This is a genomic window from Thermoactinomyces sp. DSM 45891 (assembly GCF_900119485.1).
In the GTDB taxonomy this organism is placed as follows: domain Bacteria; phylum Bacillota; class Bacilli; order Thermoactinomycetales; family Thermoactinomycetaceae; genus Baia.
Map to the genome: position 1 here is coordinate 22,290 of NZ_FPJZ01000005.1, position 13,208 is coordinate 35,497.

A 13,208-nucleotide genomic window follows, 5' to 3' on the forward strand; every position below is an offset into this window, starting at 1 on the left:
CCGAAATTTATATGTATATTACCAATTTCGCCTAGGTAAAAGGATAAAATACCTCATACTAATGCAAAATGGACTTCCTTTTTGTTTGTTTAACAAACTAGTTTTAATACATTTGTTATAAAATTACCATTCATTTTCATGTTATCATATCTATATATAGGTAAAATTAGTTGATCACATAACGATCCCTTCTAGTAAACAGAGAAGTACATGATACTCTTTCATGATTAGATAAATAGATTTCCTGAGAGGAATAGATATATAGATGGAGACAGGTCATAAATTAGACAACCGATATGAGCTGGTGGAACAGATTGGTGGCGGTGGAATGGCCACCGTATACAAAGCGATTGATTTAGTATTAGAGCGTTTTGTTGCTGTAAAAATCTTAAATCACTCGTTGTCAGATGATCAAGCATTTGTAAATCGCTTTGTTTTCGAGGCACGTGCTACCGCCAAGCTCTCACATCCACATGTGGTAAAGGTGTTTGATGCTGGAGTAGACTCTCAAAATTACTATATCGTAATGGAACTGGTGGAAGGGCAAACATTAAAACAATACATCTCTGAGCATCGTCCCTTAGAGGAAATGGAAGCTGTACATATTATGAAACAAATTTGCCTTGGACTTGCCCATGCCCATAATCAAGGAATCATACATAGAGATATCAAACCCCAAAACATTATCTACTCTACTGAAGATGCTACCTATAAAGTGGCGGACTTCGGAATATCTCGTGTTATGCAAGAGACAAACTCATTTACACAGACAGGGAAAGTAGTTGGGTCTGTTCATTATATGTCACCGGAGCAAATTACCGAGCAACCAGTCAATTTTGCCACTGATCTATACTCATTGGGAGTTGTATTTTTCGAACTCCTAGCAGGGCGGCCTCCTTATCGTGCGAAAGAAATGGTTATGGTAGCACTCCAACATATTAATGACCCAGTCCCAGATCTGAAAAAATACAATGCTGCCATTTCTGATACATGCATTCAAATTATCGCTAAATTACTCGATAAAAACCCAGACAATCGTTATCAAAGCATAGGGTATCTATTAGATGAATTAGATAGCCTATTGCCTACTGGGCATCAAAAGCTACAAACTAAGGACCTCCGCTCTTCAAAGAAACAGAAGAAACACGATCGCAAGCGATTTACATTTCTTCCTTCTCTGTTAGGAATCATCATGATTAGCATTATCGTGATGATTGGATACTCATTGTTCTCAAACCAAGCATCAACGGCGAACAAAACAGAACAACCATCCACTAATCATCCGGTAAACACAGAAAGCCAAAAAATACCTAGGTGGAAAAAAGAAGAACCTAAGTATTTTATAAATGACGTATTCCTAAAGCACTCTATAACGGGAACGAATGGGGATTATACTGTAAAATTAAAGGTATCTCAAAAGCTAGCTCGTCCGGCCATTTACTACAATGTGTATGTAGTTGGAAAAACTACCTCCGATATAATCATTACTCGTAAAAAGGTCCCTATTCAGTTGAAATCCAATAAAAAAGATACTGATATAACCTTTTCAGTTAATATATCCAAATCTCATATTCCTCCTGAGGGCATTTTTAAAATTGAGATTTTTTGGTTAAGTGATGAAAATGATTACCGTAGAGACCGAATCGAAAACTTGTTAGAGAAGTTTTAGAGTATAATAGAGCCAATTCTGATACATGAATTGGCTTTTGTTTTTTGGTTTCTACTCATATAGTAGGGATAGACCAATCGATTGGATTCATATTGCTTTCTTGTAAAAATTGATTGATGTGAGAAAATGGCTTAGATCCAAAAAAACCTCCCCTTGCCGATAATGGGCTTGGATGAACAGACTCTAAAATCAAGTGATGATTCCTGGTGATAAACTTCTTTTTCGTCTGAGCAGGCTTTCCCCATAATACAAACACAATGGGTTGCTCCCGCTCATTACATTTTTGAATAACAGCATCCGTAAATCGTTCCCAGCCTATCTTTTTATGTGTTAGCGGTGTACTTTCTCTCACTGTCAAAATTGTATTCAACAAAAGCACACCTTGCCGCGCCCAGGATTGTAAGCACCCGTGATTAGGGGCGGAAATACCTAGATCTGATTCGAGTTCCTTATAAATATTTTTTAATGAAGGAGGTACCTTAATTCCTGGTTGAACCGAAAAGCTTAGACCATGAGCTTGTCCCGACCCGTGATATGGATCTTGACCTAAAATAACGACTCTGGTATCAGCATACGAGGTAAACTGAAAAGCGGAAAATAAATCTTCCTGCTTAGGATATATGGTATGTGTTTTCCTTTCTTCCTCTACTCTCGAGAGCAATTGCGTGAATTCATCGTGACGTATCACATCGGCTAATACTTGATCCCAATCATTTTCAAAATATACTTCCACTATGATCTCTCTTTTCTTTATGTATGTTGTCATGCATTTATAATAAATCGAACAAATGTTTCTGTAAATAGAGAAGCTGTATCCGATTAAAAAGGATACAGCTTCTTACATGTTATTTAGATGAACAAGATTTCCCAATCACAGAGTATGGACAAGCTGCTTTATCTGCTAGATAGAGTACAGCCGCTTTATTACGAGATGTTTCTCTAGCAATTGCCTCGTCAGGAGGATAAAACCCTGGGAAAGAACTTTTTGGGTACATTTCAAAAGTAAAGGCAAATATCTTATGAGCCCCATAAGCCCAGTCAGTCATTTCACCATCTGCTATATACAACTCACTCGATTGTTGCGGAGTATATCCGTTTGTACCTGCCATGGTCTTTGCCATCGTTTCAAATACATTATGATCATCCTGCGTCATATCGCTTGGGACCTCAGCATACGTGTAACCGTATGGATACAAAATGAGCTCACTATACGTATGGAAGGTTATTAACGCTTTGATTTGTTGCTTCCCACCCACTACTCGACCGTTAATGAAGTCACGCACGGCTGCAGTCTCAGGAGCAGAGAATGCCGAGGACCCGCGATAAGTCTCACTTGATTTAGACCCACTTGATCCTCCACAACATCCCCATTTGTACCCGTAGTTCCGATTTAAATCGGTTCCTACATAAGAACTTCCTGGGTTGGATTGGCGGTTCTTACGCCAATATCTATAGTTACCAGTAGCAACATCATACTCCCCACCATCTGGATTGACATTAAAGACAATGTAAATTTCGCGCCCATTTACGAGGTCCGTAATTTGCTTATTACTTCCATATTCCTTCGTAAATAGATCAAGTGTATACAATGCCATCTCAACGGTTAGATGCTCTCGTGCATGATGCAATGAGGTATAAAGTACTTCTGGTTCATTCTCATCCGCTTGCACATTGTCGCTAATCTTTACCGCCCATAATTCTCTACCCTGATAAGAACGACCAATGCTAAACTTCTGCACGATATCTGGATAAGCGAGTGCCGCAGCATCGATTTTGGCAACCATTTCATTATAGTTGTGATAACCTGAATCCGATGACGGGAAATCCTCTGGATAAAAGTTTATTTCTTCCTTCACAGAAAACCCTTTTTGCTTGATGCTTTTTATCTCCTGAGGAGTTCCCACTACCTTTACATAATCGGGACCTACCTCTTCAATCGCAACACCTGTGGAAGATACAGCTGTACGCTGCTCTTTTGTTTTCACATTCGATACCTTGTAAAACCTTGTGCCTAATTCGTAAATAGTGGGGCTTTTACTTTGACTAAACCCAAGCACCGGAAAACAAGCAACGATCAACACAACAATCGACACCAGAGAAAGCCATTTTTTATTCATGCTATAAACTCTCCTCATCATTTTGATAAACAACCTTCTTAAAAATAAAAATAATCAGATAATTAATGAAATTATTATTCTATGGGGACAGAAAAAAGAACAGCTCGATACAAAAGTAATCGGCTGTTAATACAAGCTTACCTATTTAAGCAGTAAACTGCTCTTCTTCTGTTGATCCTGATAAGGCAGTAGTCGATGAGGTACCTCCTGAAATAACCATTGAAACCTCATCAAAATAACCAGTTCCTACTTCACGTTGATGGCGTGTTGCGGAGTAACCTAGTGGTTCTGCTGCAAACTCCTCCTCTTGTAATTCGGAATAAGCCGCCATCCCTTGTTCGCTATATCCTTTTGCTAATTGGAACATGCTATGATTCAAGCTATGGAAACCCGCAAGTGTAACAAACTGAAACTTATAGCCCATCTTGCCAAGCTCCTCTTGAAATTTCGCTATCGTAGCATTATCTAATTTTTTCTTCCAGTTGAAGGAAGGAGAACAATTGTAGGCTAAGAATTTCCCAGGGAATTCCGCGTGAATTGCCTCTGCAAACTGTCTAGCTTCTTCTAGATTCGGCTCTGAAGTCTCACACCAGATCAGATCCGCATAAGGCGCATATGAAAGCCCCCTAGCAATAGCCGTTTGCAAACCCGGACGAATTCGGAAAAATCCTTCTGGAGTACGTTCTCCTGTTAAGAACTCAGCATCACGCGGATCAATATCGCTGGTTAATAACTCTGCTGCATTTGCATCTGTACGTGCAATGACAATCGTCGGTACACCCATAACATCTGCCGCTAAGCGTGCAGATACTAGGTTACGAACTGCATGTGCTGTCGGGATCAAAACTTTGCCGCCTAGATGACCACATTTCTTTTCAGATGCCAATTGATCCTCGAAATGAACGCCCGCCGCACCTGCTTCGATCATGCCTTTCATTAACTCAAATACATTTAGCGGCCCACCAAAACCTGCTTCTGCATCCGCTACAATCGGCGCAAACCAATACCGCTCACTTTTCCCTTCTACGTGCTCTACTTGATCAGCACGTTGCAATGCTTGGTTGATACGTTTGACTACTGAAGGAACCGAGTTAGCTGGATACAAGCTTTGATCTGGATACATATGGCCAGATAAGTTTGCGTCTGCCGCTACTTGCCATCCACTTAAATAAATCGCTTTTAAACCTGCTTTCACTTGTTGAACAGCCTGGTTTCCGGTTAGCGCACCTAGTGCACGCACAAACGGATCTTGGTGCATCAGGTCCCACAAACGTTCAGCGCCTTTCTTCGCAAGCGTATGCTCAATCACTAACGAACCACGAAGCTTTAACACCTCTTCCGCCTGATAAGGGCGCACAATTCCATTCCAACGAGGATTTAGTTCCCACTCTTGTTTAAGTAATGTAAGCTGATCTTGAAATGTCACGATCATCCACTCCCTTTTATCATTTTGGTTTTTCACGTTAAAATCTCATAAGCTGGTACTGTTAAAAATTCTTCAAACTCATCCCTGAGGGTCAGCTCTGAAAACAACTGAGTTGCCTCCTGATAGCGACCTTTTATATATCGTTCTTCACCTAGTTCCATTTTTATCTTCAGCAACTCTTCCTCGAGTAACACTTGGAATAACTCAGCCGTTATTTTCCGTCCGTCTTCTAGTATCCCTTTATCATGATGAATCCACTGCCAAACTTGTGCTCTCGAAATCTCAGCAGTTGCAACATCTTCCATCAAATAATTAAGGGCTACAGCTCCAAAGCCGCGCAACCATGCCTCCATATATTGAACACCCACTCGGATGTTCATTCGTAACCCATCTTCCGTGATTGTACCTTCAGGCACAGCTAGTAAATCACTAGCCACAACCTCTACATCAGGTCGCTGTTTGAAGTATTGATTTGCAGTTGGCATAATCCGGTCAAATACTTCCTTCGCAATAGGCACTAGGGCCGGATGAGCCACCCATGTTCCATCGTGTCCATCTGATGCTTCTCTCTCTTTATCTGCTTTTACCTTATCCATCGCTTCTTGATGGAGCGATGGATTCCCCTTAACAGGTATTTGTGCCGCCATACCACCAATCGCCGGAGCATTTCTTCGATGACATGTTTTCACAGTTAATAAGGTATAATCCCTCATAAAAGGAACCGTCATCGTAACTTGGGATCTATCTGGTAAGATAACATGAGCTTGCTTGGATAACTTCTTAATGTAACTGAAAATATAATCCCACCGACCGCAGTTTAATCCCGCAGAATGATCTCGTAATTCATATAAAATCTCATCCATTTCAAATGCAGCCATAATGGTTTCAATGAGCACCGTCGCTTTAACCGTACCTCGAGGAATTTCCATATAATCTTGAGCAAACACAAATACATCATTCCAAAGTCTAGCTTCTAGATGACTCTCCAGCTTAGGCAAGTAAAAATAAGGACCCGTACCACGGGCAAGCAATTCTAGGGCGTTATGATAGAAGTAAAGCCCAAAGTCAAACAAGCTAGCAGGGATTGGCTTCCCATCAATGAGGAAGTGTTTTTCATCAAGATGCCATCCTCGGGGGCGTACGAATAGAACAGCCGTTTTTTCCTGCAATTTATACTCTTTGCCCACCTCATTTACAAAATCAATCTGGCGGCGAATCGCATCTCGAAGATGGATCTGCCCTTGTATACAGTTCTCCCAATTTGGAGAATTAGAGTCTTCTAGGTCAGCCATGAAGACTTTGGCTCCCGAATTAAGAGCATTTATCACCATCTTTCGATCACTAGCTGGTCCCGTAATCTCAACACGACGATCTAACAAATCACTGGGCAAAGAGGCGATGGACCAGTCCCTTTCTCGAACATTTCGGGTTTCAGACAAAAAATCGGGTAACTCGCCTTGATCTATTCGTCTCTGACGATCTACTCTGTTATATATCAGTTCATCCCTACGCTGAGTGAAACATTTTGCTAGCTCCATAAGAAATGAAATAGCATTGGGAGTAAGTATTCGGTATTCTGTTTCACTACAACCTGCTAAAACCGTTACTTCCCCTGGAAGTGCAGACTTTTGATTCAACTAAGTCCCTCCTCTATATAACCTTCTGTTGTATAACAATATCGCTTTTTTCATAATCTATACTAACACAGTATTCTGTTATATAACAATATGTATTTAGAAAATTATTTGTTACCTTATTTTTTGTACAATTACATACTCTTGCTTTTGGTTGCCATACTCCTTTCTTATACATTTGACAAGTTATATAATCATATGCTTATATATGAATGAGGTGATGAATATATGTTGGATTGGGAGCAGTTAGCAGAATGCCATAAAGCCCTAGGAGATAAAACCCGTTTGCATATCCTCTCCCTACTGAAAGTAGAAGAGTTATGTGTTTGTGAAATCGTGGAGGTTCTTCAAATCACACAACCTGCCGTCTCACAACATATGCGGAAGCTCAAAACAGCAAAGTTGGTAAGAGAGCGGCGTAATGGTCAGTGGGTATTTTATTCCTTAGATGGTTCCATCTATCCATTCTTTGAATCGATTGTACAGACATTTCCTGATGTACGAAACGAGATAGAAGAGTTAAAGAAGAAGGGACTCCGGGTTCTTTGTAACTAATTTTGAACCATCACCTTACATTCATCTATCACGAAACGAAAGGTTTGATTCGATGAGTGGAATTATGAGAAATCTCTCTTTTTTGGATCGGTATTTAACATTATGGATTTTCCTTGCTATGGGAATAGGAATTGGATTAGGTTATTTATTTCCTAGTATGGTCAAGACATTGACTGAATTCCAAGCTGGAACGACTTCCATCCCTATTGCTATTGGATTAATCCTAATGATGTATCCTCCACTAGCTAAAGTTCGTTATGAGGAACTAGGTCAGGTCTTCCGTAACGTTAAAATCCTTGCATTATCGCTAATCCAAAACTGGGTAATCGGTCCTATCCTAATGTTTGTATTAGCCATTTTGTTTCTCAGAGATCAACCGGAATACATGGTTGGCTTAATCCTCATTGGGTTAGCTCGATGTATTGCAATGGTTATTGTTTGGAATGATTTAGCGAAAGGCAATCGTGAGTACGCCGCTGGACTAGTAGCTTTTAATTCTATCTTTCAAATTCTTTTCTATTCCGTATTTGCTTACTTTTTTGTTACGGTAGTGCCTAAATGGTTGGGCCTAGAGGGTGCTGTCGTAAATATCACGATGGGTCAAGTGGCTGAAAGTGTGTTAATTTATCTAGGTATTCCTTTCTTCGCTGGCATGATTACTCGTTTTTCATTGGTCAAAGCCAAAGGACTTAAATGGTACGAAACGAAATTTATCCCTGTGATTAGTCCAATCACATTAATTGCCTTACTGTTCACTATTATTGTTATGTTCTCGCTAAAAGGCGACCTAGTTCTACAATTACCCCTTGATGTCGTACAAATAGCCATTCCACTATTTATTTACTTTGTAGTAATGTTTCTCGTTTCCTTTTATATGGGGAAGAAAGTGGGAGCGGACTATTCGAAAACAGTTTCTCTCTCCTTTACGGCTGCGAGCAATAACTTTGAACTAGCAATTGCAGTAGCTATTGGGGTTTTTGGAATTCATTCAGGAGTAGCTTTTGCGGCTGTCATCGGACCTCTTGTTGAAGTACCCGTACTCATTGGCTTAGTGAACGTTGCTTTTTGGTTTAGACGAAAATACTATCAACAACAGTAGAAATCATAAGGAGTCTTAAGATATGAGCAAAAAGCTGATCTACTTTCTATGCACAGGGAACTCTTGTCGTAGCCAAATGGCAGAAGGATTCGGCAAAAAATATTTAGGTGAGCGATTTGACGTTTACAGTGCTGGAATCGAAGCACATGGCTTGAATCCAAATGCTGTAAGAGCAATGGCAGAAAAGGAAATTGATATTTCTCACCAAACATCCGATGTAATCAGCTCAGAAATTTTAAACAGAGCGGATTATGTCATTACCCTCTGTGGGGATGCCAATGATAAATGCCCTATTACTCCGTCTTATGTAGCCAGAGAGCATTGGGGCTTTGATGATCCTGCAAAAACTCAAGGAACGGACGCGGAGAAATGGGTAGTATTTCAAAGGATTCGAGATGAAATCGAAGCACGTATTCGGCGGTTTTCTGTGGAAGAAAAATGAAAAATATACTTGAAATTTTAAGGGTGGCAACACGTCTAGGTCTCACATCTTTTGGAGGACCTATTGCTCACTTAGGATATTTTCGCGAAGAGTATGTTCATCGTAAAAAATGGCTGGATGAAAAAGCATATGCTGATTTAGTAGCGCTTTGTCAATTCTTGCCCGGTCCTGCGAGTAGTCAGGTTGGTATCGCCATTGGAATGATTCGGGGAGGATTCGCCGGAGCGGTAGCTTCATGGGTTGGATTTACACTCCCTTCGGCGCTCTCTCTCCTCATTTTTGCCTTTCTATTCCAGAAATTTCAGATGCAAGAGGCAGGTTGGCTTCATGGGTATTAATTGTTGCAGCGGCAATTGTTGCACAAGCCATATGGGGAATGGCGAGAAGTTTAGCGCCAGATCGCCCACGAATAACCATTGCCTTTCTTGCAACTGTAGTTGCAGTCACTTGGCAAACCGCTTTAAGCCAAGTGACTATTATCGTGTTGGCGGGACTTATTGGGTGGTGGATATTGCCCAGAAGGTCGGTTTCGGAACCATCATCATTGCAGATTCCCTTGCGCCTTCGAACTGCTTTGTTTGCCTTGGGGTTATTTTTTTCTCTCTTGCTCCTCCTTCCCTTGCTACGACAAATCTATTCAGACCAGTGGTTAGCGATATTGGATAGCTTCTATCGAGCGGGTTCATTGGTATTTGGCGGTGGTCATGTTGTTCTTCCTCTGCTCCAAGCAGAAGTTATCGCCGCTGGGTGGGTAAGTTCGGAACAATTCATTGCAGGTTACGGAGCAGTACAAGCTGTCCCAGGCCCCCTCTTCACCTTTGCCACTTACTTAGGAGCCGTCACCAATGGGTGGGTAGGAGCTCTGCTTGCAACAACATCTATCTTTCTCCCCTCGTTTTTATTGATAGTTGGTGCACTACCATTCTGGGATTGGATTCGTAGAAAGCCAAATCTTCAAGCAGTATTTAGTGGAGTAAATGCCGCAGTAGTAGGGATTTTACTAGCTGCCCTCTACGATCCTGTATGGACAAAAGCCATTCAAACTCCCCACGATTTTAGCCTTGCTTTAACCGCTTTTGGATTGCTAACGATTTGGAAGCTGCCTCCTTGGATGGTTGTACTGTTTTCGATCGTATTTGGAGCTATTTTTTTCTAGGATTTCCTGAAAGAGCACAGCACTCATAGGAATGTTCTACACTTTCTATCGAGTATCTTCCTTGAATGATCTTTTGAAAACTCAGCTCTGTTGATTCTCATTCTCTGGAATGACACCTTAAGCATAGATTATCGCATAAATAAAAACCCATCTAAAATGTGATTCTCCACTTAGATGGGTTATGCTAGTTTCTTCTATCCTGCTCTATTTTCTCCAAAAAGCGGAGCAGTCTGCCTTATCTACAATGTTATACTCTATGATCTTCTCGAGTAAGGAGAAATCAATTGGATCATCCCACCGAATTCGTACTAATTGCTTTGTATGTTCATAGCCAGCACGTTTAATTTCATCGGAAAAACGATCGATTACTACCTTTTCAGGGGAAAACGAAAAGTGATGCTTGGCCACACTAAAACCGATAATAAATGTTCCATGATCGGTAAACATCGGTTGATTCCACGCGATTCTAGGTACTAGATTAGGGAATCTTTCAATGACCCAATCTAACACTTCCTCTAATCGAGCCTGATTTTGTTGATTCTCAATCGTAGCTAGATAATCTGCAAACGTTTCCATTGCTTCCTCCTAAGTAGAAAATACGTTATTCCAAAAAGCATCCGGTTTCTTCTCTACTAATCTCGATCGAAATACTCAAAAATATGCATTATCAAGTCAGAAACTGAATTAATCCTGATTATCCAGTCGAATTATGATATGATTCTGTAGAATGTCTATAAAATAGGACAAAGTGAGGTGAGAACTTGCAAGCTACCTATGAATCAACCAAACTTCCTATGGTAGAAGTATTTCAAACTGTTGAGGGCGAAGGAATGCGGGCGGGATTTCCCACTGTTTTCGTTCGTGTATTCAACTGTAATTTGCGTTGCACTTGGTGCGATACACCCTATAGCTATGCGCCAAGCACACCTGAATATCTTGCTACCATTTCAGAAATCCTAAAACAAGTAGAGCAATATCCAGCTAAAAACATTTGCCTAACTGGCGGAGAGCCTCTTATGCATGGACAAAAGTCATTATTGCTTCTTCAGGCGCTAGCGGAGCTAGATCATATTGTTGATATCCATATTGAGACCAATGGTGCGATTGATCTAACCCCTTTTCAAGAATGGCGGCAAACCCACCCACAAGGCCATAAAGTTCGATTCGTCATGGATTACAAATTACCTGCTAGTGGTGAATCGGAAAAAATGAATCTTCTTAATTTTGATCTCCTCCAAGCTAACGACGAAATCAAGTTCGTCATTGGAGATGAGGTGGATTTCCATTCAGCCCTGATCATCGCGAAGCAACATGTAAAACAAGGCATCCCGATGTTTAGCCCTGTATGGGAATCCATGCCTCCACATCGTCTAGTTGAATTAATGCTAGAGCATCAGCTCACTGACATCAAACTAAACCTACAAATTCATAAAGTCATCTGGGACCCAAACCAGCGTGGCGTATAACACGGAGGCCTCTTATGAAGAAAAAAGCAGTGATCGTTTTAAGCGGCGGTCTAGACAGTAGCACATGTATGGGCATCGCCGAGCATCAAGGATATGAATTATATCCGATTACCTTCTTCTACAATCAACTTCATCAACGTGAAGTGGAGCAAGCAAAGTGTGTGGCCGCTCACTACGGAGTAAGTCAAAGTCATAAAATAGTCGACCTCTCTTATCTGGGCCAACTAGGGGGCAGTGCCCTAACTGATTCATCCATCCAAGTTCCCACAACGGGGATTGATGAGGATGAGATCCCCGCCACTTATGTACCTGCACGAAATCTTATTTTCTTATCGCTGGCTACTGCCTATGCGGAGGTAATCGGTGCTAAAAAGATATTCGTTGGAGTGAGTGCTGTAGATTATAGTGGATATCCTGACTGTAGACCGGAGTTTATCCAATCGATGTCAGAGACAATCAATCTAGCTACTAAGCTGGGTGTAAGCTCTGATGCAGAAGACCGTCTCTCCATAGAAGCACCCCTTATTCATCTAAATAAAGGGGAAACGGTAAAATGGGGGCTGGAATTAGGGGTTCCTTATCACCTTACCACCTCTTGCTATCAGGGTTCTGAAGAGGCATGTGGGGTTTGTGATAGTTGTCTCCTTCGTTTAAGAGGCTTTACGGAAAATGATGCGAAGGATCCGATTCCCTACGCACCGCAGGTTTTGAGGTGAGCTTATGCATGGTAAATACACATTAACCAAATACTTTTGGATCTCTTGTGCACATAGTGTGCCTGGTGCCGGCAAATGTGAAAGAATTCACGGTCATAACTACAAAGTTACGTTTTGTGTTGATGGAACAAAACTGGATGAAAGCCAGATGCTGATCGATTTTCGTCAAGTCAAACATGTAATTGAAAAAAAATATGACCATCATCTACTAAATGACTTTCCAGAGTTTAATCCAGAAGTAGGTGGAGCTGCACCATCAACAGAAAAAGTGGCAGAAATTTTTTTCTGTGCCATCGAGCAACTTTGTGAGAAAAAATCAAACCAACCAATCCTTCGCTGGGTAGAAGTCCAAGAAACCAATGAAGCATTTGCCCGTTTCGAACGAGCTTAATTAACGCATGGAGATGAGGATAATATAATGGCTCAACATGATCTAGACTTACAATTACTCGGACAAAAAACAAACTATCACTTCGAATACAACCCAGATGTACTGGAGTCATTTGATAATCGACATCCTGACACTGACTACTTTGTAAAATTTAATACCCCGGAGTTTACCAGCTTGTGTCCCATTACCAACCAACCTGACTTTGCAACACTCTACATTAGTTATGTACCTGATCAGAAGTTGGTTGAAAGTAAATCGCTAAAGCTATACCTTTTTAGCTTCCGAAATCATGGCGACTTTCATGAAAACTGCATTGTGGTCATCATGAAAGATCTAGTCAAGCTACTTGATCCTAAGTACATCGAGGTTTGGGGAAAGTTTCTACCTCGTGGTGGAGTCAGTATTGATCCGTATGCAAACTATGGCAAGCCTGATACTCGCTGGGAAGCAATTGCCGAGCAACGCCTAGCACAACACGATCTCTATCCTGAGACGATTACCAATCGGTAGAGAAGAAAAACCTAGTGATCTATGTGA

The 13,208-nt window shown here is 41.0% G+C and carries 13 protein-coding genes and 1 pseudogene; 9 read left to right on the forward strand and 5 right to left on the reverse strand.

The annotated features are described in order from the left end of the window. Positions 1–265: 265 nt before the first annotated feature. Positions 266–1,669: a protein kinase domain-containing protein gene (locus tag BT147_RS06350; protein ID WP_072332398.1), complete on the forward strand. Its 1,404-nt coding sequence runs from the start codon at positions 266–268 to the stop codon at positions 1,667–1,669. Between the two features lie 55 nt (positions 1,670–1,724). Here the strand turns inward: BT147_RS06350 and BT147_RS06355 are convergent, their stop codons facing one another. The 4 genes from BT147_RS06355 to aceB all read right to left on the reverse strand — a co-directional run bounded on the left by BT147_RS06355 (position 1,725) and on the right by aceB (position 6,849). Further along, positions 1,725–2,402, reverse strand: a complete 678-nt coding sequence (locus BT147_RS06355) for a uracil-DNA glycosylase (protein ID WP_286119130.1) — start codon at positions 2,400–2,402, stop codon at positions 1,725–1,727. A gap of 112 nt (positions 2,403–2,514) precedes the next feature. Then, positions 2,515–3,786 (reverse strand): M14 family metallopeptidase, encoded by a 1,272-nt coding sequence (locus BT147_RS06360; protein ID WP_143187935.1) that lies wholly within the window; start codon positions 3,784–3,786, stop codon positions 2,515–2,517. A gap of 145 nt (positions 3,787–3,931) precedes the next feature. After that, positions 3,932–5,218 carry an isocitrate lyase gene (aceA, locus tag BT147_RS06365; RefSeq protein WP_072332676.1) on the reverse strand — a complete coding sequence of 429 codons (1,287 nt, stop codon included), beginning with the start codon at positions 5,216–5,218 and terminating at the stop codon, positions 3,932–3,934. Between the two features lie 26 nt (positions 5,219–5,244). Beyond that, the gene (gene aceB, locus BT147_RS06370; protein WP_072332404.1) at positions 5,245–6,849 is read right to left on the reverse strand and encodes a malate synthase A; all 1,605 of its coding nucleotides are present in this window, start codon (positions 6,847–6,849) and stop codon (positions 5,245–5,247) included. A 225-nt stretch (positions 6,850–7,074) separates the two neighbouring features. Between aceB and BT147_RS06375 the strand changes: the two genes are divergently transcribed. The 4 genes and pseudogenes from BT147_RS06375 (at position 7,075) to BT147_RS06390 (ending at position 10,098) form a co-directional block, all read left to right on the forward strand. Then, positions 7,075–7,401, forward strand: a complete 327-nt coding sequence (locus BT147_RS06375) for an ArsR/SmtB family transcription factor (protein ID WP_072332407.1) — start codon at positions 7,075–7,077, stop codon at positions 7,399–7,401. Positions 7,402–7,465: 64 nt separating this feature from the next. Beyond that, positions 7,466–8,500 carry an ACR3 family arsenite efflux transporter gene (arsB, locus tag BT147_RS06380; protein ID WP_143187936.1) on the forward strand — a complete coding sequence of 345 codons (1,035 nt, stop codon included), beginning with the start codon at positions 7,466–7,468 and terminating at the stop codon, positions 8,498–8,500. Positions 8,501–8,522: 22 nt separating this feature from the next. Then, on the forward strand, positions 8,523–8,942 hold the full coding sequence (arsC, locus tag BT147_RS06385) for an arsenate reductase (thioredoxin) (RefSeq protein WP_072332413.1): 420 nt from the start codon (positions 8,523–8,525) through the stop codon (positions 8,940–8,942). After that, positions 8,939–10,098 (forward strand): annotated as a pseudogene (locus BT147_RS06390) (chromate transporter). Before arsC ends, BT147_RS06390 begins: the two are co-directional and overlap by 4 nt. A gap of 204 nt (positions 10,099–10,302) precedes the next feature. Here the strand turns inward: BT147_RS06390 and BT147_RS06395 are convergent. Continuing rightward, positions 10,303–10,674, reverse strand: a complete 372-nt coding sequence (locus tag BT147_RS06395; protein ID WP_072332416.1) for an iron chaperone — start codon at positions 10,672–10,674, stop codon at positions 10,303–10,305. A gap of 185 nt (positions 10,675–10,859) precedes the next feature. Here BT147_RS06395 and BT147_RS06400 point away from each other — a divergent pair, with 185 nt between their 5' ends. Genes BT147_RS06400 through queF form a run of 4 tightly spaced genes read left to right on the forward strand, consistent with a single transcriptional unit; the run spans position 10,860 to position 13,181 of the window. Further along, positions 10,860–11,564: a radical SAM protein gene (locus BT147_RS06400; RefSeq protein ID WP_353640706.1), complete on the forward strand. Its 705-nt coding sequence runs from the start codon at positions 10,860–10,862 to the stop codon at positions 11,562–11,564. Positions 11,565–11,578: 14 nt separating this feature from the next. Continuing rightward, positions 11,579–12,280: a 7-cyano-7-deazaguanine synthase QueC gene (gene queC / locus BT147_RS06405; protein ID WP_072332419.1), complete on the forward strand. Its 702-nt coding sequence runs from the start codon at positions 11,579–11,581 to the stop codon at positions 12,278–12,280. A gap of 4 nt (positions 12,281–12,284) precedes the next feature. After that, positions 12,285–12,671 (forward strand): 6-pyruvoyl trahydropterin synthase family protein, encoded by a 387-nt coding sequence (locus tag BT147_RS06410; protein WP_072332422.1) that lies wholly within the window; start codon positions 12,285–12,287, stop codon positions 12,669–12,671. Positions 12,672–12,698: 27 nt separating this feature from the next. Beyond that, entirely contained in the window at positions 12,699–13,181 is a 483-nt protein-coding gene (gene queF, locus BT147_RS06415; RefSeq protein WP_072332425.1) for a preQ(1) synthase, read from the forward strand. Positions 13,182–13,208: the final 27 nt, after the last annotated feature.